This window comes from Amycolatopsis saalfeldensis, assembly GCF_900110575.1.
Classification (GTDB): Bacteria; Actinomycetota; Actinomycetes; order Mycobacteriales; family Pseudonocardiaceae; genus Amycolatopsis; species Amycolatopsis saalfeldensis.
Map to the genome: position 1 here is coordinate 1 of NZ_FOEF01000037.1, position 19,642 is coordinate 19,642.

General features: G+C 71.6%; 24 protein-coding genes. 12 read left to right on the top strand and 12 right to left on the bottom strand.

Features of this window, described 5'->3' with window-relative positions:
- Positions 1-237: 237 nt before the first annotated feature.
- Positions 238-1,533: an MFS transporter gene (locus tag BMY97_RS43290; RefSeq protein WP_245787799.1), complete on the bottom strand. Its 1,296-nt coding sequence runs from the start codon at positions 1,531-1,533 to the stop codon at positions 238-240.
- A 138-nt stretch (positions 1,534-1,671) separates the two neighbouring features.
- Here BMY97_RS43290 and BMY97_RS43295 point away from each other — a divergent pair, with 138 nt between their 5' ends.
- Positions 1,672-2,283 (top strand): TetR/AcrR family transcriptional regulator, encoded by a 612-nt coding sequence (locus BMY97_RS43295; protein ID WP_091629182.1) that lies wholly within the window; start codon positions 1,672-1,674, stop codon positions 2,281-2,283.
- A 22-nt stretch (positions 2,284-2,305) separates the two neighbouring features.
- Here the strand turns inward: BMY97_RS43295 and BMY97_RS43300 are convergent, their stop codons facing one another.
- Positions 2,306-2,527 carry an acyl-CoA carboxylase subunit epsilon gene (locus BMY97_RS43300; RefSeq protein WP_091629184.1) on the bottom strand — a complete coding sequence of 74 codons (222 nt, stop codon included), beginning with the start codon at positions 2,525-2,527 and terminating at the stop codon, positions 2,306-2,308.
- 10 nt (positions 2,528-2,537) lie between these two features.
- A complete protein-coding gene (locus tag BMY97_RS43305) occupies positions 2,538-4,175 on the bottom strand; it encodes an acyl-CoA carboxylase subunit beta (RefSeq protein WP_091629186.1) in 1,638 nt (545 codons plus the stop codon).
- A 72-nt stretch (positions 4,176-4,247) separates the two neighbouring features.
- Here BMY97_RS43305 and BMY97_RS43310 point away from each other — a divergent pair, with 72 nt between their 5' ends.
- Positions 4,248-5,057 (top strand): GNAT family N-acetyltransferase, encoded by an 810-nt coding sequence (locus tag BMY97_RS43310; protein WP_091629187.1) that lies wholly within the window; start codon positions 4,248-4,250, stop codon positions 5,055-5,057.
- 4 nt (positions 5,058-5,061) lie between these two features.
- On the opposite strand, the gene BMY97_RS43315 is transcribed toward BMY97_RS43310, so the two are convergent.
- Together BMY97_RS43315 and BMY97_RS43320 are read right to left on the bottom strand one after the other, a co-directional pair.
- Positions 5,062-5,952, bottom strand: coding sequence for an SRPBCC family protein (locus tag BMY97_RS43315; protein ID WP_091629189.1), 891 nt, complete (start codon positions 5,950-5,952; stop codon positions 5,062-5,064).
- Between the two features lie 54 nt (positions 5,953-6,006).
- Positions 6,007-6,423, bottom strand: a complete 417-nt coding sequence (locus BMY97_RS43320) for a MarR family winged helix-turn-helix transcriptional regulator (protein ID WP_091629191.1) — start codon at positions 6,421-6,423, stop codon at positions 6,007-6,009.
- Positions 6,424-6,505: 82 nt separating this feature from the next.
- Between BMY97_RS43320 and BMY97_RS43325 the strand changes: the two genes are divergently transcribed.
- Positions 6,506-7,054: a flavodoxin family protein gene (locus BMY97_RS43325; RefSeq protein ID WP_091629193.1), complete on the top strand. Its 549-nt coding sequence runs from the start codon at positions 6,506-6,508 to the stop codon at positions 7,052-7,054.
- A gap of 24 nt (positions 7,055-7,078) precedes the next feature.
- Here the strand turns inward: BMY97_RS43325 and BMY97_RS43330 are convergent, their stop codons facing one another.
- The gene (locus BMY97_RS43330; RefSeq protein ID WP_091629195.1) at positions 7,079-7,216 is read right to left on the bottom strand and encodes a winged helix-turn-helix transcriptional regulator; all 138 of its coding nucleotides are present in this window, start codon (positions 7,214-7,216) and stop codon (positions 7,079-7,081) included.
- 156 nt (positions 7,217-7,372) lie between these two features.
- Here BMY97_RS43330 and BMY97_RS43335 point away from each other — a divergent pair, with 156 nt between their 5' ends.
- Genes BMY97_RS43335 through BMY97_RS48970 form a run of 3 tightly spaced genes read left to right on the top strand, consistent with a single transcriptional unit; the run spans position 7,373 to position 8,278 of the window.
- A complete protein-coding gene (locus tag BMY97_RS43335; protein WP_091629197.1) occupies positions 7,373-7,711 on the top strand; it encodes an imine reductase family protein in 339 nt (112 codons plus the stop codon).
- Positions 7,712-7,721: 10 nt separating this feature from the next.
- The gene (locus BMY97_RS43340) at positions 7,722-8,147 is read left to right on the top strand and encodes an SDR family NAD(P)-dependent oxidoreductase (protein WP_245787800.1); all 426 of its coding nucleotides are present in this window, start codon (positions 7,722-7,724) and stop codon (positions 8,145-8,147) included.
- On the top strand, positions 8,144-8,278 hold the full coding sequence (locus BMY97_RS48970; RefSeq protein ID WP_245787801.1) for an SDR family oxidoreductase: 135 nt from the start codon (positions 8,144-8,146) through the stop codon (positions 8,276-8,278). The genes BMY97_RS43340 and BMY97_RS48970 overlap by 4 nt, the downstream gene beginning before the upstream one ends.
- On the opposite strand, the gene BMY97_RS43345 is transcribed toward BMY97_RS48970, so the two are convergent.
- On the bottom strand, positions 8,268-8,975 hold the full coding sequence (locus tag BMY97_RS43345; RefSeq protein WP_091629199.1) for an NAD(P)H-dependent oxidoreductase: 708 nt from the start codon (positions 8,973-8,975) through the stop codon (positions 8,268-8,270). The two genes, BMY97_RS48970 and BMY97_RS43345, sit on opposite strands and share 11 nt — an antisense overlap.
- A 70-nt stretch (positions 8,976-9,045) precedes the next feature.
- Between BMY97_RS43345 and BMY97_RS43350 the strand changes: the two genes are divergently transcribed.
- Positions 9,046-10,029 carry a GlxA family transcriptional regulator gene (locus BMY97_RS43350; RefSeq protein WP_091629248.1) on the top strand — a complete coding sequence of 328 codons (984 nt, stop codon included), beginning with the start codon at positions 9,046-9,048 and terminating at the stop codon, positions 10,027-10,029.
- A gap of 163 nt (positions 10,030-10,192) precedes the next feature.
- Here the strand turns inward: BMY97_RS43350 and BMY97_RS43355 are convergent, their stop codons facing one another.
- Entirely contained in the window at positions 10,193-11,023 is an 831-nt protein-coding gene (locus BMY97_RS43355; RefSeq protein WP_091629200.1) for an NBR1-Ig-like domain-containing protein, read from the bottom strand.
- 149 nt (positions 11,024-11,172) lie between these two features.
- A complete protein-coding gene (locus tag BMY97_RS43360) occupies positions 11,173-12,129 on the bottom strand; it encodes an SMP-30/gluconolactonase/LRE family protein (RefSeq protein WP_091629202.1) in 957 nt (318 codons plus the stop codon).
- Between the two features lie 114 nt (positions 12,130-12,243).
- On the opposite strand from BMY97_RS43360, the gene BMY97_RS43365 reads away from it, so the two are divergent.
- On the top strand, positions 12,244-12,603 hold the full coding sequence (locus BMY97_RS43365; RefSeq protein WP_091629204.1) for a MerR family transcriptional regulator: 360 nt from the start codon (positions 12,244-12,246) through the stop codon (positions 12,601-12,603).
- 5 nt (positions 12,604-12,608) lie between these two features.
- Here the strand turns inward: BMY97_RS43365 and BMY97_RS43370 are convergent, their stop codons facing one another.
- Positions 12,609-13,472, bottom strand: a complete 864-nt coding sequence (locus BMY97_RS43370) for an alpha/beta fold hydrolase (RefSeq protein ID WP_177231834.1) — start codon at positions 13,470-13,472, stop codon at positions 12,609-12,611.
- Positions 13,473-13,540: 68 nt separating this feature from the next.
- Between BMY97_RS43370 and BMY97_RS43375 the strand changes: the two genes are divergently transcribed.
- Positions 13,541-16,519: an ATP-binding protein gene (locus tag BMY97_RS43375; RefSeq protein ID WP_091629207.1), complete on the top strand. Its 2,979-nt coding sequence runs from the start codon at positions 13,541-13,543 to the stop codon at positions 16,517-16,519.
- Between the two features lie 3 nt (positions 16,520-16,522).
- Here the strand turns inward: BMY97_RS43375 and BMY97_RS43380 are convergent, their stop codons facing one another.
- Complete coding sequence (locus BMY97_RS43380; protein ID WP_091629209.1) at positions 16,523-17,107, bottom strand: TetR/AcrR family transcriptional regulator; 585 nt, start codon at positions 17,105-17,107, stop codon at positions 16,523-16,525.
- An 82-nt stretch (positions 17,108-17,189) separates the two neighbouring features.
- On the opposite strand from BMY97_RS43380, the gene BMY97_RS43385 reads away from it, so the two are divergent.
- The 3 genes from BMY97_RS43385 to BMY97_RS43395 are packed head-to-tail and all read left to right on the top strand — an operon-like array spanning position 17,190 to position 19,033.
- The gene (locus BMY97_RS43385; RefSeq protein WP_091629210.1) at positions 17,190-18,221 is read left to right on the top strand and encodes an NAD(P)-dependent alcohol dehydrogenase; all 1,032 of its coding nucleotides are present in this window, start codon (positions 17,190-17,192) and stop codon (positions 18,219-18,221) included.
- Positions 18,222-18,270: 49 nt separating this feature from the next.
- Positions 18,271-18,630, top strand: a complete 360-nt coding sequence (locus BMY97_RS43390) for a GatB/YqeY domain-containing protein (RefSeq protein ID WP_091629212.1) — start codon at positions 18,271-18,273, stop codon at positions 18,628-18,630.
- 4 nt (positions 18,631-18,634) lie between these two features.
- Positions 18,635-19,033, top strand: a complete 399-nt coding sequence (locus BMY97_RS43395) for a VOC family protein (protein ID WP_091629214.1) — start codon at positions 18,635-18,637, stop codon at positions 19,031-19,033.
- A gap of 4 nt (positions 19,034-19,037) precedes the next feature.
- Here the strand turns inward: BMY97_RS43395 and BMY97_RS43400 are convergent, their stop codons facing one another.
- Positions 19,038-19,634 (bottom strand): TetR/AcrR family transcriptional regulator, encoded by a 597-nt coding sequence (locus tag BMY97_RS43400; protein ID WP_091629216.1) that lies wholly within the window; start codon positions 19,632-19,634, stop codon positions 19,038-19,040.
- Positions 19,635-19,642: the final 8 nt, after the last annotated feature.

Genomic DNA, 19,642 nt, shown 5'->3' on the forward strand with positions numbered 1-19,642 from the left:
CTGAAGTCGGCCCGGGGCAGTTCGTGGAGGTGGGGGAGTTGCTGGACCGGTCCGGGAACAGCCCGTGGTGACGGCGAGGTCCTTCTGAACCGGTCATAAGTCGGCCCGGTGCAGCTCGTGGAGGCGGTGGAGTTGCCGGACCGGCCCGGGAAATCAAGCCGTGGCGATGGCGGGGTTTCCCGAACCGGCCCGGAAATCCGGTCCGGGACAGCAGCCCGTGGCAGCGGATCAGGCGGGTCAATCGGCAGTGCTGGAGGCTTCCACGACCTGCCGGGACCGGCGGCCGCGCAGGGAGTACCAGCCGGCGATGCCCGTGCCGAGCGTCAGGGCGGCGGCGCTCAGGCCCAGTGACCAGTGCACGCCCACCGCCGCGCCGAGCAGGCCGACGGTGAAGCCGCTGCCTGCGCGCAGGCCGTTCGCGGAGACGTTGTAGACGCCGATGACCCGGCCGCGGTCGGCGGGTTTCGCGAGCAGCTGCACGACGGTCTGGCCGATGGACATCGACGCCAGGTTGGCCACGCCGCCGATGACCAGCAGGGCCAGTGCGATCGGATAGCTCGCCGTCATCGCGAAGAACAGGCTCGACACGCCGTAGACCGCGGTGCTCACCACGGCCGCGGGCACGCTCGGTTTGATCTTGCCGGTCGCTTCGAGCAGGATTCCGCCGATCACGCCGCCGGCGCCGTTGGCGAAGAGCAGGACGCCGTAGGCCGTGCCCGCGCTGCCCGCGCCGAGGTCCTGGGCGAAGATCGGCATCGAGGTCTGCAGCGAGGCGCCGACGAAAAACGCGCCGAGGCCCGCGAGCACGATCATGCCGATCATGGTCGGATCGGCCCGCACTTCGCGCAGCACCCGGATCGAGTCGAGCAGCCCGACGCGCCGGCGCGGCTTGATGCCGCCATCGCGGGTGTGGCCGGTGAACTTGGTGCGGAACAAGAAGATCGTCAACGGCAGGTAGAACGCGACGTTCGCGAAGATCCCGGCCACCGGGCCCAGCCCGAGCAGCAGTGCCGAGCCGACCACGGGGCCGAACAGGATGCCGAGGCTGCGGAAGGTGGCGTTGAGCCGCACCGCGCTCGGCAGTTCCTCGGGGCCCACGAAGTCGTGCAGCATCAGCTGTTCGCCCGGTCCCCAGACCGCGCCCGCGCAGCCGTGCAGCACCAGCAGCACGCAGGCTTCCCACACCTGGAGCGAGTCGGTCAGGAAGAGCACGCCCCACATCACCGAGACGGCCATGAACACCACCTGCGCCGCCTGGATGATCCGGCGGCAGTCGTGCCGGTCGGCCAGCGAGCCGAAGTACACCGAGAACAGCAGGAACGGCACCCAGTGGCTGATCACCTCGAACCCGGCGAGCGCGGGCGAATGGAACTTCTCCCACAGCACCCAATAGGTGATGACGTGCTCGATGTTGTCGGCCATCATCGCCAGCGCGGTGCCGAACAGGTACGGACGGCAGTCCTTGTTGTAGAGCGCGGCGAACTTGCGCGGCGCGGGCCCCGGCGCCGCTGCTGCCTCAACGGCCTCAGGCACGTGTCCGGGCACGCCACAGGCGACACACACAGTTACCCCCTTCGCCGGCGCTGGGCGCCAGGACGGCTTGTCTTTCCCCGAGGGGAAACGCTAGACGCAACGTTGCGTCTTGTCTAGAACCCGCTAGACTTCCCCGACGTGGGAGAGATCACGGTGGCGGACGACCAGGCGCGCCGGCATCACGGCAACCGGCACGGGCGCAGCGAGCGGGCCCGGCGCGCCGTGCTGAACGCGGCCGACGACCTGCTGGTGGAGCACGGGTTCGCGGGTCTCACCATGGAGAAGATCGCGGTACGGGCCGGGGTCGCCAAGCAGACCATCTACCGCTGGTGGCCGTCCAAAGTGGACGTCCTGCTGGACGCGCTCGGCGACGACCTGGCGGAGGAGCTGACGCCGCCGGACCACGGGGACCTCCGCCGTGACCTGCGGGAACACCTGGCCGCCGTCGCGGAGTTCCTCACCACCGCGCACGCGGGAGCGGTGTTGCGGGCCCTGCTCGGCCAGGCCCAGCACGACCCCGAGCTGGCCGCCCGGCTGCGCGCGGGGCACCTGCTCGACCAGCGGGCGCGTGACCGGCTGCCCTTCGAACGCGCGGTGGCGCGGGGCGAGCTGGCGGCCGGAACCGACCTGGACGACGCGGTGGAGCGGCTGATCGGGCCCGTCCACTACCGCGTGCTGGTGACCGGGGATCCGGTGCCGCGCTCGTTCACCGATGCCCTTGTCGACAGAGTGACTGTTCAGGACGGTTAGAACCGTCCTGAACACTCACGAGTCACTGCGGCAAAGCCGAAGCGCGCCAAGCCCCTTGGCCGGGGTGAAGCGGGGCGCGCAGCTGTGCGGCGCGGTCGCCCCACCACGAGGTCCGGCGGGCCGGGGCGGGGGGAGCGGCCGCGGAGGAGGCGGCCGCGGCGGCCACAACGGCCGTCAGCGCCGCGAGTTCCGCGTCGTCCGGGTGGCCGCGGACGACGCGCAGCAGCGGGCGGGCGTCGGTCATCGGTGGCTCCTCACAGCGGGATGTTGCCGTGCTTCTTCGGCGGCAGCGACTCGCGCTTGTTCCGCAGCAGCGAGAGCGCCTTCGCCACGTGGCCGCGGGTGTGCGCGGGCACGATGACCGAGTCGACGTAACCGCGTTCGGCCGCCGCGTACGGGTTCAGCAGCGTGTCCTCGTACTCCTGGATCAGCTCGGCGCGCAACGCGTCGACATCGCGCCCCTCGGCCGCGGCGTTCGCCAGGGTCTTGCGGTGCACGATGTTCGCCGCCCCCTGCGCGCCCATCACGGCGACCTGCGCGGTCGGCCACGCCAGGTTGACGTCGGCGCCGAGGTGCTTCGAGCCCATCACGTCGTACGCGCCGCCGTACGCCTTGCGCGTGATGACGGTGATCAGCGGGACCGTCGCCTCCGCGTACGCGTAGATCAGCTTCGCGCCGCGGCGGATGATGCCGTTCCACTCCTGGTCGGTGCCGGGCAGGAAGCCGGGCACGTCGACGAAGGTGAGCACCGGGATGTTGAACGCGTCGCAGGTCCGCACGAACCGCGCCGCCTTCTCCGAGGCGTTGATGTCGAGGCAGCCCGCGAACTGCGTGGGCTGGTTCGCGACCACGCCGATGCTTCGGCCGTCCACCCGGCCGAAGCCGACCAGGATGTTGGGCGCGAACAGCTCGTGGACCTCGAGGAACTCGCCGTCGTCGAGCACCCGCGTGACGACCTCGTGCATGTCGTACGGGGTGTTCGGCGAGTCCGGGATGATCGTGTCCAGCTCGCGGTCGGCGTCGGTCACGTTGTCGAAGAACCCCGCCGGCGAGTCGCCCGGCTCGAAGACCGGCGCCTCGGACAGGTTGTTCTGCGGCAGGTAGGAGAGCAGCTCCTTGACGTACGCGATCGCGTCCTCGTCGTCGGAGCCGAGGTAGTGCGCGACGCCGGACTTGGTGTTGTGCGTGCGCCCGCCGCCCAGCTCCTCGAAGGTGACGTCCTCGCCGGTCACCGTCTTGACCACGTCCGGGCCGGTGATGAACATCTGCGAGGTCTCGTCGACCATCACGACGAAGTCGGTCAGCGCGGGGGAGTAGACGTGCCCGCCCGCGTTCGCGCCCATGATCAGCGAGATCTGCGGGATCACGCCGGAGGCGAGGGTGTTGCGGCGGAAGATCTCGCCGTAGAGGCCGAGCGAGACGACGCCTTCCTGGATGCGCGCGCCGCCGCCCTCGTTGATGCCGATGATCGGCCGACCGGTCTTGATCGCCAGGTCCATCACCTTGACGATCTTCTCGCCGTACACCTCGCCGAGCGCGCCGCCGAAGACGGTGACGTCCTGGGAGAACACGCACACGCCACGGCCGTCGACGGTGCCGTAGCCGGTCACCACGCCGTCGCCGTACGGGCGGTTCTTCTCCAGCCCGAAGTTGGTCGAGCGGTGCCGCGCCAGCTCGTCCAGCTCGACGAACGAGCCCTCGTCGAGCAGCAGGTCGATCCGCTCGCGCGCCGTTTTCTTGCCCTTGGCGTGCTGCTTCTCGATCGCGCGCTCGGATCCCGCGTGGACCGCCTCGTCGTACCGGCGATAGAGGTCCGCGAGCTTGCCGGCCGTGGTGTGGATGTCCGGTTCTTCCTCGGGCGGAGTCCCGAGCGGCTGCGTCGCACTGCTCATGGATCCGCAGCCTAGCTACTGCCGGGTCGCCACGCGTGTGGCGTAGGCCTCGTCCCGGCCTAAGCTGGCGGCGTGCCGTTCGCCGTTCGCCCGATCGGGCCCGCCGACCTGTCCGCCTGCCTCGACCTGGCCGCCGCCCGCGGCTGGCCGCGCGATTCGCGCAAGTGGTCCGTGGTGCTCGACGCCGGCCGCGGGTTCGGCGTCGACGCCCCGGACGGAGGCCTGGCCGCCACGGTGGTCCTCACCAAGACCGGTCCGCTCGCGTCGATCTCGATGATGCTGGTCGCGTCCCGCTTCGAACGCCAGGGCCTCGGCCGGCGGCTGATGGCCGACGCGCTGGCCGAGTCCGGCGAAGCGGTCGTGGCCCTGCACTCCACGGAGGCCGGCCGGCCGCTGTACGAATCCATGGGCTTCATCGTCGACGGCGGCTGCCAGGGCCACGTCGGATTCCTCGCCGACGACGGTGGTCCGGCGTCGAGGCCGATCGCGCCGCCCGACCTGGCTCGCGTGTACGAGCTGGACGCCGAGGGCATGGGTTTCGACCGCCGCGCGCTGCTCGAACGGCTGCTGTTCGACGCCGAACACGTCCACGTCACCGAAGCCGGGTACGCGCTGGGCACGGAGTCCGAGGGCCGCATCGTGATCGGCCCGGTCATCGCGGCCGACGAGGAGCAGGCCCGCGCTTTGGTCCGCGGGATCGCCCACGCCGCGGGCGGCGAGGTCCGCGTCGACGTCGACCTCCGGCACCCGGGGCTCGGCGAGTGGTGCCGCGATAGCGGGCTGGTCCCGCAGGACCCGGCTCCTCGGCTGGTGCTGGGCGGCAAACCCCTGCCGGGCGACCCCGCGCGCCGGTTCGCGGTGTACAACCGCGCGCTCGGCTGAGGGGCTATTCCCCGGCTGGCAAGGAATAGCGCTTCGCGACCGCTTCCACCCGGTCGGCGGGCCACGGCTCCGGCTCGATGCCGAAGGTGCGGGCGAACAGTGCGGCCAGCTGCTCGTGCCGGGCGGCCATCAGTTCGGGCAGCAGTGCGGAAAGCTCTTCCGGCACGGTCTGGGTGAACTGCGCGCGGGCGCCGTCGAGCGGGTCGAGCACCAGCTCCCAGCGCACGCGTCCGGCCGGATTTCCGTTGTGCAGCCAGGTGTATTCGAGCACGTCCGGCTCCGCGGACTCGGTGATCTCGCCTTCGCCCGGGCCCGGCAGCAGCGGCCAGACGTCGGCGAGCGGCTTCCAGACCAGGTCGCGGCGGAAGCGGATCAGCGTGCCGCCGTCGAGGATTTCGCCTTCGTCGACGCCGAATTCCTCGGTGTACGAGGACATCCGCTCGTACCAGCCGTCCGGCGTGGCCGGCTCGCGGCCGTCGAGACGGGCGGCGAGGGAGTCGAGGCAGGCGTCCCAGCCGGCGGCGGTGCGGCCGGCGGCGAGCTGGGCGATCGCGGACTCGCCGCGGTTGAACGTGTGGATGAACACCAGCAGGCAGCCGTCGCCGTCGGGCTCGAGCTCGATGCGCAGGACGTCGGAATTCCAGGCGAATTCGAACACCCGCGGCGGGTCGAAGGCGAGCACCCGGCCCTCGCTGGACTCCGTCGCGCCCTCGAAGGTGAACTGGAGGGTGGCGCCCGCCTCGGGTTCGCCGCTGACCGCCGCGGGGAACCAGTGCTTCAGCCCGGCCGGGTCGCTGACCATCGGCCAGACCCGCTCGGGGCTGTGCTTCAGCCGGCGCTCCAGGCGGAGCGCCGGCCGGTCGCCGACGGTCTTGAGCTGTGCGCGTGCGGGCACGACATCCTCCGCGGGTAGCCAGTGCTCGCATATAACCATCAAGGCATATACGTGTCAAGCCGGTCGGATGGCGGCGACGGCCTCGGCCATCGCGGGGTCCGCGGCGGCTTGGTCGAGCGCCGCGGCGAGGATTTCGCGGTACGTCGACTGGGTCTCGGCGTGGCGCGCGCGGCCGGCGTCGGTGATCACCGAGTAGACGCCGCGCCGGTCGCCCTCGCAGATGTCGCGGACGGTCAGCCCGCCTTCCTTCAGGCGCGCGACCATGCGGCTCACGGAACTCTGGTTCAGCCCGATCGCCTCGGCCAGCTCCTGCATGCGCAGCTCGCCCTTGCGGGCCTCGGCCAGCTTGCCGAGTGCGCGGTACTCCGAGAGGCCGAGCCCGTGCCTGCGGTGCAACGCCTTCGCCAGCTCCTGCTCGACGCGCGCGTGCAGGGCGAGCATCCGTCCCCAGGCTTCTTCGTCGGTGCTCACGTGTCCTCCTCGCTTGACTCGAGAGTATATGCAGTGACAGCATCTGCATGCACATGCATGTACTTCATCGAGGAGGGACCACATGACGGACCGAAGCTTTCTGTTCCTGGTGGCGGCGGCGCGAGCCGGGGGCAACACCGAGATGCTCGCGCGGCGGGCCGCGGGGGAAATTCCGCGTGGGACCGCGCAGACCTGGATCCGGCTGCCGGAGGCGCCGCTGCCCGCGTTCGAGGACCGCCGCCACGGCGCCGGCGACCACCCGGTGCCCGAAGGCAACGAGAAGCTGTTGATGGACAACACTTTCGCGGCCACGGACCTGGTGATCGCCTCGCCCGTCTACTGGTACTCGGTGGCGGCGAGCGTGAAGCTGTACCTCGACTACTGGTCCGGCTGGATGCGGCGGCCGGAGGCGGAGTTCAAGGCCCGGATGAAGGGCAAGGCGTTGTGGGGCGTCAGCGTGCTGAGCGAGGGGCCGGAGCAGGCCGACCCGCTGGTGGGCACCCTGGAGAAGACCGCGGACTACCTGGGGATGCGCTGGGGCGGTGTGCTGCTGGGCAACGGAAGCCGTCCCGGCGACGTGCTCCGCGACGAGGTCGCGATGAAGGCTGCGGGCACGTTCTTCGCCGGCTAGTGCCGCACCACGCCTCGTGAGTGTTCATGACGGTTCCAACGTTTCTGGCCAGGCCTGGCAGCGCTCGGTCAGCGAATGCTCGACGCGCGGCGGGATTTCCGCGTGGGCCTCGCGGTGCACGATCTCGTCGTGCTCGAGTTCGCGCAGTGACTGGATAAGCATCTTCTCGCGCTTCAGCTCGCCGAGGACCGTCGGCGAACATCCTCTACGGCGACGCGGAAGCGGTGCTCGTCGAGCACTGGTCGGTACTGGAAACCCCTTGGGGCCGTTACGTATCTCGGCGACGCGAGCTGTTCGACCGGGCTGTACGACCTCGCGTTGCTGGGCATCATGTGGTCGACGATGAGCGGTTACCTGCTCGCGCTCGCGCTTGTCGGGACCGAGGGCGTCACGGCCGAGCGGTTCACGCCGCTGGCACTCGGCTGGCTCGACGCGGTGAAGGGCTTCCTGCCGCGCATGGGCGAGGAGACGGCCACCGGCGCGTACGAAACTGAGGTGTCCTCTTTGGACCTCAAGGCCGACGGCCTCGCGCTCCTCTTCGAGGCCAGCCGGGCGCAGGGCATCGGCACCGCGGTGCCGCGGCCGATCCGCGACCTGTTCGACCGGGCTGTGGCGCAAGGCCATGGCACACAAGGTATTTCCAGCGTTTCGAGGTGATCAAGCAGTCATGAGGTTCCTGGGGAAGAAGGCCGTCGTCACGGACGGCACCCACGGCATGGGGCTCGCCGTCGTGCGCGCCCTGCTGGACGGTGGTGCCGAGGTGCTGCTGACCGGCCGCGACGGGCAGAACCTGGCCAACGCCAGGGCCGAGTTGTCCGGGAAGGCGCACGTCGTCGGCTCGGACGCGGCCGGCGTCGCTGAGGTGGCGAAGCTCGGCGAAACTGGGCGGCAGACGCTCGGCGAGGTGGACCTGGTGTTCGTCAACGTCGGCTTCGCGTCGCTCCAGCCGCTGCCGGACGTGACGGCCCGCGCAGCACCTGGCGCCAAGCGGCGTGCGCGTGAACGTGGTCAGCCCCGAGTTCCTCGACACCCCGTCGATGGGCGTCACCGGGCTGCCGGCCCAAGTGGTGCAGGCGTTCAAGGAGCAGGGTGACACCGTTGAAGCGCCACGGCACGGTCGGCGAGGTCGCCGCCGCGGTGCTGTTCCTCGCCTTCGGGGCGACGTTCACCACCGGTTCCGAGCCGGCCGTCGACGGTGGCCTCGGGGAGCGCCTCACGGTGTGAGGCATTGGTGCACGGCCATCCCGGCGCGACCGGGGGCCAGTTCCGGGCGCAGGACGAGGTCGCGGTCGTAGTCACCGCCGTTCTGCGTCCGGAACGGCAGCGGGGCCGTGGTCGACAGGGTCCGCAAACGCTTGCGCAGCAGCTCGGCGGCCTCGGTGAAGCCGTCCCGGGAAAGGCGGTCGGCGCCGTAAACCGCCACTGGTGGCAGCACGGACATCCCGGCGTAGAAGAGGGTGCCGTGCTGAAGCCCGAACAGCAGCTCGTCGAGCGGGCCGTTCACGCCACGCGGCCCGAGGCTCGGCTCGCGACCGCCGGCCGTGACGACGACGAGCGCGCGCTTCCCGGCCAGCACGCCTTCGCCGTAGCGCAACGTGCGGCCGTCTTCGCCGCGTACGTCGTAGGCGTAACCCTTCACGAAGACGCGGTCGAACCAGCCCTTCAGGATCGCGGGCGTGCCGTACCACCAGAGCGGAAACTGGACGATCACCGTGTCGGCCCAGGCCAGCTTGTCCTGCTCCGCGCGGACGTCGGCCGGGGTGGTGCCGACCTGCTCGACCACCGGGTTCCAGCCCATCGCGTACAGGTCGGACTCGCGCACGTCGTGGCCGAGCGAGCGCAGGGTGGCCAGGCCCTCGTCGCGCAGCGCGCCGCCGAGCGAGCGGGGTTCGGGATGGGCGAAGACCCACAACACGTTCATGCCGCCAGGTTCTCTCCGCGGCCGGAGGCGAACCAGTGGCCCGATGGCCATCCTGTGCAAGAATCGGGCCATGTCCGTCTTCCGCCATCCTGACCGGCACCATGTCGCCGTGCTGGTCCGGCCCGGTCTGCTCGTGATGGAGCTGGGCATCGTCCACCGGCTCTTCCGCCAGGCGTGCTCGGCCGGGGGCGAGCCGCTGTACGAGGTGGTCACCTGCACCCCCGAGCCCGGCGAGCTGCGCACCGACTCCGACGTGCGGATCCCGGTCCCGATCGGGCCGGAGGCGGTGGCCGAGGCCGACACGGTGATCATCCCGGCGTCCTCGATGGAGTACGAGCCGAACGCCCGCCGGATCACGCCGCCGGTGCGCGCGGCGATGGACCTGATCCGGCCGGGCACGCGGATCGCGTCGATCTGCACCGGCGCGTTCGTGCTCGCCGCGATGGGCCTGCTCGACGGCCGCAGCGCGACCACGCACTGGAAGTCCGCGTGCGAGTTCCAGCTGGAGTACCCGCGCGTGCGGCTGAACCCGGACGTGCTCTACACCGAGGACGGCGACGTCTTCACCTCGGCCGGCGTCGCCTCCGGCATCGACCTCTGCCTGCACCTGATCCGGCGTGACTTCGGCGCGGCGGTGGCGAACGAGGTGGCGCGCGGCACCGTCGTGTCACCGCACCGCGAAGGCGGGCAGGCGCAGTTCATCCGGCGCCCGGTGCCGGAGCCGCAGTCCTCCTCGACCGGCGCCGCACGGGCGTGGGCGCTGGAGCACCTGCACCGGCCGCTGACCCTGCGGGAGCTGGCGGCGCGCGAGTCGATGAGCACCCGGACGTTCACCCGCCGCTTCCGCGACGAAGTCGGGATTTCGGCAGTGCAGTGGCTCACCCAGCAACGCGTGGAACGGGCGCGTCAGCTGCTGGAGGAGACGGAGCTGTCGATCGACCGCATCGCGACCGACTGCGGCTTCGGCACCGCGGCCTCGCTGCGGCAGCACCTGCAGAGCGCGCTCGGGGTGTCGCCCAGCGCGTACCGGAGCACGTTCCGTCGCTCGGCTTGAAGCCGGCGGTCCGTGGTGGCGCCTCGCGGGGAGCCGCCACCACGGACCGACCCCCAGAGAACGGCGGAAGACGGGGGACGGTCGTCTTCTGCGCGCCAAGCCACTGCCCATCCTGGTGCGGGCGAGCGGGTGTTCGGTACCGGTCTGACAGAATCTGACAGCGTCAGGGAACGACCGTGACCAGCACGTACACCGGACGGCGCGTGGTGAAGAACTCCCGGCCCGACGCGTCGACCATCTTCCAGCCGATCCAGCAGCGGCCCGGTTGGCCGGCGGCGGTCAGCGGCACGCTGATCATCACGTGGTCGCCGGGCGGGGTGTCGCCGATCAGCACCCGGTCCGGCGTGCGGCAGGCGCCGGGCGCCGGCGGCAGGTCCATCCGCTGCAGGTAACGCTCGTGCCAGGGGATCGAGCCGGTGTTCTGGATCTCCCACACCTTCAGCACGGTCGCGCCGGCGCGCACGGCGGTGCCGTCGGGCACCGTCACGTCGCCGACGAACTTCGTGTTGTCACCCTTGATGCGCGCGCCGACGTCGACGGCCGGGGCCACGCTGCCGAGCCGGCCGGTCACCACCAGCGTGGCGACCGCGGCGAGCACCACGACCACGGCGCCGGCGACGATCAGGGCGGTCCTTCGCTTCGGCCGTCGCCGCTTTCCGGGTGGCGCGAGCCGGACGTCCTCGGCTTCCGTGACGTCCGGCTGTGGCGCCTCGACGATCGGGGCGGCCGGAGTGAGGCCCTTCAGCTCCTCCCACCGTTGACGCCACGGCACCTCGTCCGCGCCGCACGCCTTCACGAACTCGCGCGTCGTCTCCCAGGACGGGAAGCGGATGCCCTTGACGGCCTCGTGCAGGGTGGTGTGGGAGATGCAGCCGGAACGCTCGGCCATCTTGCGGAACGACGGGTCCCCGGCGCTCGCCCGCAGCGCCGCCAGCTCCGTGGCGAGTGCCTCGGCCTTGCCGGGCGGTCCGGACGTCGGGCCGTCGTCTCCCATGGCCGCTCCCGGGTGTCAGATCCGCTGAATCTGACAATTCTGACACCTCGTCCGAACCGCCCGGCACCGCCTCAGCCGGCGACCCGTCGTCGCCGAGATGCCGGACCAGCGGAAGGGGCAGCGCACTTTCGTCCCCTCGTGGAAGTCTCTCAGTGCAGCGGCAGGCTTTCCAGCGTGAACACGGGGCTGGTCAGCGGCGCTCCGTACAGGAAGGTGTCGAACTGGGAGTTGGTCACCAGCAGCCGGTCCCCGCTCACGGCGACGCCGGTGGGGGTGTCGGCCCCGGGATAGGTGCGTTCGGACAGCACGGTGGCCCGGGTGAAATCGGCGGAGAGGCGCACGGTCGCGATCTCGGTGTCCACCGAGCGGGCCAGGTACAGGGTGTTGCCGCGCAGCACCATGCCGTCGGCGCTGGTCAGGGCCGGGGCGTCGAGCTTGCGGATCTCGCCGGTGGCGAGGGTGAGCCGGTAGAGCGCGCCGCTGTTCCAGTAGCCCACGATCAGCGACCGGCCGTCGGGGGTGGCGACGATGCCGTTGCCATTGGACGTGCCGGCCACGTAGTCGGGCAGGTGATAGGCCACCGGCAGGGGCCGGCGGGCGCCGGTCGCGGGGGCGTGCACCTCGGCGGCCGGAATCCGGTAGACCACGGCGCGGAAGGAATCGGTGACGTAGACGTCCCCGTTGGCGGCGACGGCCGCGTCGTTGACCAGGGTCTTCTCGCCCGTGCCGGCGACGGTGTAGTCGGAGACGAGCTGCCTGGCGCTGGTGTAGACGAAAAAGTGCCCGGTGAAGCCGCCCGCGAGCAGCAGGCGGTCAGCGTCGATCTTGACCCCGGTGACCTGGGTGCGGCCGTTCTGCCCGGCCGGCAGGAACGGGTCGAGGGTCTTCGCCCCGACACGTCCTCTGTAGACGGTGCCGTCCGCCATGCTCGCGGTGTAGACGTAACGGTGGTCGGCGGCGACGCTTTCGGGGAAGACCTGGCTGCCGTTGACGGTGATCGTGCGGTCGCCGTTTTCATGGGCTTCGGCGGCGGTGGCGGGAATCGCGAGGGCGGCCGTCGCGGCGAGGACGCACAGCGCGCGTTGCCAGGTGGTGCGGGTGGACATCGTGAGGGACCTTTCCGATCGAGGGGCTCACGAGTTACGCTAAAACCTCACATCCATGTGAGAGACAAGTCCGTATGGCGCAGGTCACGCGGCCCGGCGAGGAAAGTGGCGGACATGCGCATCGGGGAACTCGCGCGACGCAGCGGCGTCAGCATCAGGTCCCTTCGTTATTACGAGGAACAAGGGCTGCTCGTGAGCGAGCGCAGCCCACGCGGGCAACGCCACTTCCGTGAGGAAGCCGTCGAGCGGGTCCTGTTCGTCCAACGCCTCTACGCCGCCGGGCTTTCCAGCCGCACCATCCTGGAACTACTGCCCTGTGTGGACTCGCCGAGCTTCGACAACTCCCAGGCCGCGCTCGAGCGGATGGCCCAGGAGCGCGAGAAGCTGTCCGCCCACATCACCGAACTCCTCGAAACCCGGGACGCGCTCGACGAGACGATGGCCCGGGCCCGCCGGCTCCAGCCGGCCGGATAGGACGGTCAGCGGTCCAGCAGTTCCCGCACCGCCTTGACCACCTCGGCCGGCGCCTCCTCGGCCATGAAGTGCCCGCAGGTCACCGTCCGGTGGGCGAGGTCGGGCGCCCACGGCCGCCACAGCGCGGTGGCGTCGTAGCCCAGCGCCGCGCCCCAGTCCTGCTGCAGCACCGTGACGGGCATGCGCAGGTGATTGCCGGCGTCGCGGTCGGCGGTGTCGTGCGCGACGTCGATGGTCGCCGAAGCCCGGTAGTCGGCCACGATCGAGGGGACGGCGTTGCGCGAGGCTTCGAGGTACGCGGCGCGAATGTCGGCCGGGATCGCCGCCGGATCGTTGGCCCAGAGGTCGAGGAAGTACCCGAAAAACGCGTCGGGCGCGGCGCCGATCAGCTGCTCGGGCAGGCCCGGCGGCTGCGCCATCAGGTAGAGGTGGAACGCGACGGCGGCGCCGGCGCCGTGCAGGACGTTCCACATGTCCAGGGTCGGCAGCACGTCGAGGATGGCCAGGTGGCTGACCGCGTCGGGATGGTCGAGGCCGGCGCGGATCGCGACGAGCGCGCCCCGGTCGTGCCCGGCCAGCGCGAAGCGCTCGTGCCCGAAAGCGCGGGCGAGGGCGACGATGTCGGCGGCCATGGTGCGCTTGGAGTAGGCCTGCCCGTCGGTGTCCGCGGGCTTGTCGCTGTCGCCGTAACCGCGGAGGTCGGGGCACAGGACGGTGTGGTCGGCGGCGAGGTCGGCCGCGACGTGGCGCCACATCAGGTGCGTTTGCGGGAAGCCGTGCAGCAGTACGACGGGAGATCCGCTGCCCGCGACGGCGACGTTCAGTGACACATCTTCGGCGACCGGCACCCGTTGGAGATCGAAGTTCATGGCCCCAGTCTGCGTCCGGCCAATCAGCATTCGATCAGCGTCGACTTACTGGTTACAGTGCGAAGCCGATGGACGTGTCGTTCGGGGTGCTCGGCCCGCTGGTGGCCGGGAACGGGCGGGGACCGCTGGCGCTGCCCGGGCCCCGGCACCGTGCCGTGCTGGCCCGGCTGCTGGTCGCGCGCGGCCGCGTGGTTCCGGTGGACGCGTTGGTCGACGCGTTGTGGCCGGAGCCTCGGCCCGGCGCGGTGGGCGCGCTCCAGACGTTCGTCGCCACGCTGCGCCGGGTGCTGGAGCCGGATCGCGCGCCGCGCACGCCCGCGCGCCTGCTCGTGACGGAGGCTCCTGGCTACGCGCTGCGCCTGCCCCCGGACGCCGTTGACGCCTGGCGGTTCGAGGCCGTCGTCCGGTCCGGCGAGGGCATCGAGGAGGCCTTGCGCTGGTGGCGAGGCCCGGCGTACGCGGAATTCGCCGACCAGCCGTGGGCGCGTCCCGAGGCCGCGCGGCTGGAGGAATTGCGCCTGGTGGCCGTGGAACGGCGGGCGTCGGGCTGGCTCGCCGAAGGCCGCGCCGCCGAGACCGCGGCGGACCTGGAGTCCCATGTGGACGCTCACCCGTGGCGCGAGGAAGCCTGGCGGCTGCTCGCGCTGGCCCTTTACCGAGCCGGCCGTCAGGGTGACGCCCTCGGCGCGTTGCGACGGGCGCGGGCGGCGCTGGCCTCGGACCTGGGCGTGGACCCGGGGCCGGAGCTGCGGGCGCTGGAGAAGGACATCCTGGACCAGGCACCGCATCTCAGCCGCGTGAGTGTTCCGGCCGGTTCTAACCGTCCTAAACACTCACGAGCTTTAGTCGGTCGCACCGAGGAACTGTCACGTCTCGCGGAGGCGGCCGCGGCCGTCGAGGCCCAGCACCAGCTCGGGCTGGTCCTGATCTCCGGCGACGCGGGAGCGGGCAAGACCGCGCTGGCCGAGGCGTTCACCGAAGACCTCGCCGCGCGGGGCTGGACCACGGCCTGGGGGGCCAGCCCGGACCGTTCGGGGGTGCCCGCCGCCTGGCCGTGGACGCGGATTTTGACCGCACTGGGCGGATCCGTGCCCGAGCCGGAGCCCGCGGACGATCCGGCGGTCGCGCGGTTCCACTGGCACCGCGCCGTCGCCCGGCGGCTCGCGGACGGGCCGGGGCGGCTGCTGCTGGTCCTCGACGACCTGCACTGGGCCGGGGAGGAGACGCTCGCCCTGCTCGCCGCCGTGGTCGCTGACGCGGTGGCCCGGCCGGTGCTCGTGGTCGCGACCTACCGGACCACCGACGTTTCCCCGGAGCTGACGGAATTGCTCGGCCGGGTCGCGCGCGCCGAGCCCGTCCGGGTGTACCTCGGCGGGCTGGCGGTCGAGGCGGTGGCACAGCTGGTCGGGCCGGAGGCCGCCGCGGTGATCCACCGGCGGACCGGCGGGAACCCGTTTTTCGTCCGTGAGCTGGGCCGGGTCCTCGACGCCGAGGGCGGCCTGCCCGAGGGCGTGCGTGATGTGGTGCGCTACCGCGTCGCGGGGCTGCCGGAAGAGGTCCGGGCCGTGCTGCGCCGCGCCGCCGTGATCGGCACGGACGTGGACCTCGACCTGCTCGGCGACGACTACAACACGCTCGAGGCCGTGGAAACCGCTGTCGCACGGGGATTTCTGGCCGAACGCGGGCCGCACGTGTTCCGGTTCGCGCACGCTCTGGTCCGCGACGCCGTCTACGAAGATCTCTCCCGGTCCCGTCGCGCGCTCCTGCATCTCGACGTCGCGGAGACCGTCGAGCGGCTGCGGCCGGACGACGTCGAAGCGCTGGCGCATCACTTCCTTCTGGCCGGTTCACGTCGTGGCGTTTCGTACGCGCGAGCTGCTGCCGAATGGGCCGAGAGCCGCTTCGCGCCGCACGAGGCCGCGCGTCTGTGGCAGGCCGCGCTCGACATCGAGGGTGACGACGTCGGGCTCCACATGGGACTCGCGCGGTCACTCGCTTTCGCCGGCGCCCTCGGGGAAGCCCGCCGTCATCGCGCCGAGGCGCTGACGCTGGCGGGCGACGACCGTGAGCTGACCGTCCGCGTGCTCACGGCGTTCGACGTCCCCGGGGTCTGGACCGAGAACGACGATCCGGAGCTGGCCCGCCGCGTCGCGGACGCCGTCGAGCGGGTCCTGCCGGGCGCGGACCCGGCCACGCGGTGCCGTTTGCTGGCCACCCTCGCGTTGGAACTGCGCAACGCCGGTGGTGAACGCGCTCGCGCCGCCGCTCGTGAAGCCGAGGCGCTCGCACGTGAGCTGGGTGATCCGGCGCTGCTCGCGTTCGCCCTCAACGCGCGGTGGATGCAGGCGTTCGACCGTGCTGGGCTGGCCCCGGAGCGCGCCGCCCTCGGCGCCGAGCTGGTGGAGCTGGCCGCACGGCACGGGCTGGTCACGTTCGAGGTGCTGGGGCACCTGATCCTGGTGCAGGCCCGCTCGGCCCTCGCCGACTTCGCCGCGGCCGACGTCCACGCCGCCGCGGCCGACCGGCTCGGCGAGGCGTACGACATCCCGCTGATCGGCGTGTTCACGCAGTGGTACCGCGCGTTGCGCACCGCCGTCAAGGGCCCGCGCGCCGAAGCGGAAGCCGCGTACCGCTCCGCCGCGGCGCGCCTGTCCGGCACCGGAATGTCCGGTGTGGACAACGGAATCCTCGCACTGGCGCTGCTCTGCCTCCGCCGCCTCCACGGTGATGAGTCCGAAGTGGACGATGACTTCGGCGCGTACGCCCCGTGGTGCCGTCCATCCGGCGAGATCCCGGACTCTCCGCGTGACCTGCTTTTCGAGGCCCGCACCTGCCTGCACGCCGTGGTCGCCATCGCGGCGGGGGATCGGGCGACCATGGCCCGGCTGTACGACGACCTGTTGCCCGCGGCCGGTGAACTCGCGGGAGCGGGCAGCGGTCTGGTCACCCTCGGCCCGGTCGCCGGTTACCTGGCCGCGCTGGCCGAGGCGCTCGGCCGCGACGCTGCCGTCCACCATCGCGAGGCCGCGGAAGTCGAGGCCCGGTGATCGCTACGGCGCGACCACTCGCTGGACGCACTCGCGGAGCAGGGCCCGGCGCGTTTCGTGCAGCTCGGGCGGCTCGCGGTCGGTGGCGGCGTAGACGTTGCTGACCGGCGACCACGCCATGGACATCGCGATCACCATGGCCATCAGGTCGAACGGGTCCCCGGCCCGGACGGTCCCCGCGGCCTGCGCGTCGGCGATGGCGCTCAGCTTGGCCCCGTCGAGGCGGTCGGTGTTCTCGACGAGGTGCCCGGACGGGCGCCGCTCCAGGCGCACCCAGGTGGCCAGCCGGATCAGGTCGGGACGGCGGAGGTACTCGTCGTACAGGCGGACGGCCCAGCCCGCGAGGTCGCCGGCGTCGATCGGGACGACGTTGACGATCCGCTCCAGCGAGGCGTGGAAGATCGTGTCGAACAGTCCTTCCTTGCTGCCGAAGTAGCCGTACAGCTGGGCTTTGTTGGTCTGGGCGTCGGCCACGATCCGCTCGACGCGCGCCCCGGCCAGCCCGTGCTCGGCGAACTCCTGGGTCGCCACGTCGACGATGCGCTGCCGGGTCGCGGCGCCGCGTGAGGTCAGGGGTTTGTCGGCCATGGCGGTCACGATAACAACAGACCGGTCTGTTTGCTGCTACGCTCGAATAGACCGAACAGTCTGTTTGCCGGAGGAGTGGGCCATGAGGACGACCGTGGGCTGGCGGGCCGACGCCGGGGACACGTTGCGGCGGGTGCCGCTCGAGCGCCGGGACCTGCGGGCGGACGACGTCGCCGTGCGCGTGGACTACTGCGGGGTCTGCCACACCGACCTCCACGCCCTGCACGGCCGCGACGGCCGCCCGCTGGTGCCCGGGCACGAGTTCACCGGCGTCGTGACCGAGGTGGGTCCTGGCGTCACGCGGTTCGCCGCGGGTGACGCCGTCGCCGTCGGCAACATCGTGGACTCGTGCGGGGTGTGCCGGATGTGCTTGCTGGGTCAGGAAAACTTCTGTTACGAGTTCCCGACCCTGACCTACGACGGCACCGACCGGCACGACGGGTCGACCACGCTGGGCGGCTACTCCCGCGAGTACGTCGTCCGGGAGGGGTTCGCCTACCCGCTGCCGTCCGGGCTCGACCCGGCGGCCGCGGCCCCGTTGCTGTGCGCGGGAATCACCGTCTGGGAACCGTTGCGGGCACTGGGCGTCGGTCCCGGCACCCGGGTCGCGGTGGCCGGGCTCGGCGGGCTGGGGCACCTCGCGGTCAAGTTCGCCGTCGCGCTCGGCGCCGAGACCACCGTCGTCAGCCGGACGCCCGACAAGGCCGAAGACGCCCGCCGGCTCGGCGCCCACGACCTGCTGGTGTCCACCGACGAGGGACAGCTCGCGGCCGCCCGGGACCGGTTCGACGTGCTCATCGACACCATCGCCGTCGAGCACGACCTCGGCCCGTACCTGCGGCTGGTCGCGATGGACGGCACCCTCAGCCAGGTCGGGTACCTCGGCGGGATCGCGGTGGAGACGATGTCCCTGCTGGCCGGGCGCAAGAAGCTCAGCTCCGCGGGCAGCGGCGGGCGCGCCGAGACCGCCGCGATGCTGGAGTTCTGCGCCGAGCACGGCGTCACCGCCGACATCGAGCTGGTCCCGTCCTCGAAGGTCAACGAAGCCCTGGAACGCTTGTCCCGCAACGATGTTCGCTACCGGTTCGTGCTCGACCTGTCCGACCTGTCCTGAGCTGCAAATGCGGTGGCCCGGCCGCCGCCGCTCGATTACCGTGCGGCGTATGCGCACCAATCTGCGGCTTGCGCTCACGACGGCTTTGAAGGCCCGAGACCGCGCCGCCACCACCGCACTTCGCTCGGCTCTGGCGGCCATCGACAACGCCGAGGCGGTCGACGTCGAGCACCTTTCGCCGAGCGTGACCGGGAACGAACACGTCGCGGGGGCGGCGGTCGGGCTTGGCGCGGCGGAGGTGGAGCGCCGTCAGCTGACCGAGGCCGACGTGCGGTCGATCGTCGAAAAGGAGGCGCGCGACCGGGTGGACGCCGCCGACGAGTACGAGCGGCTGGGCCGGCTCGACCTCGCCGGGGACCTCCGGGCCGGGGCCGCGGTGCTCGAACGGCAGCTGAATCCGGAATCCTGAGCCCATGGCGCACCTGCACCTCACCGCGATCATCGTCGAGGACTACGACGAAGCGATCGATTTTTTCGTCCGGGCCTTGGGATTCGAGCTGGCCGAGGACTCGCCGTCGCGCACCAACGACGGCCGGCCCAAGCGCTGGGTGGTCGTCCGCCCGCCGGGCGCGGAGACCGGCATCCTCCTCGCCCGCGCGGACGGCGAGCACCAGCTCGCGGCGGTCGGCGACCAGCACGCCGGCCGGGTCGGCTTCTTCTTCCGGGTGGACGACTTCGACGCCGCCTTCCTGCGAATGCGCGACGCCGGCGTCGAGTTCCTCACCGAGTCCCGGACCGAGCCGTACGGCCGGGTTGCCGTCTTCCGTGACATCGCCGGCAACCGCTGGGACCTCCTCGGTCCCGCTGCCTGAGGGGTCAGGCGGCGTCGAGGCCGGCCACGATCACGGCGGTCAGCCGGGTCAGGTAGGCCTCGTCCACCTCGCCGGTGGCGAACAGCAGGCGCATCACCAGCGGTGAGATCAGCAGGTCGAGGCCGAGTTCGCGATCGAGGCCACGGCGCAGCTCACCACGGTCGACCGCCCGGGACAGCACGGCGGCCGCGGCGGTGCGACGCGGCTCGGCCACCACGTCGTGCAGGGCGGTGCCCAGCTCGGGCGTGCGCGTGGTCTCGACCAGCACGTCCAGCGCGATCCGCCGGGTCCGCGGATCCCCGGTCTGCGCGACGATCACGTCCAGGAACCCGCGCACGTCGCCGGCCAGCGAACCGGCGTCCGGCACCTCCGGCAGATTGCCGCGCATCACCGCCCCGACCCGGTCGATCAGCATGGCCTGCTTAGACGGCCAGCGCCGGTAAACGGCCGCCTTGCCGACTCCGGCCCGACGCGCCACGGCATCCATCGTCATGCGCGCGTAGCCGATCTCGGCGAGGTGATCGAACATCGCGGCGGTGATGGCGGCGGTGACGGACTCCTGGAACGCGGCCGCCCCCGCCGGCTTTCGCTCGGTCGGCATGCCCGGAG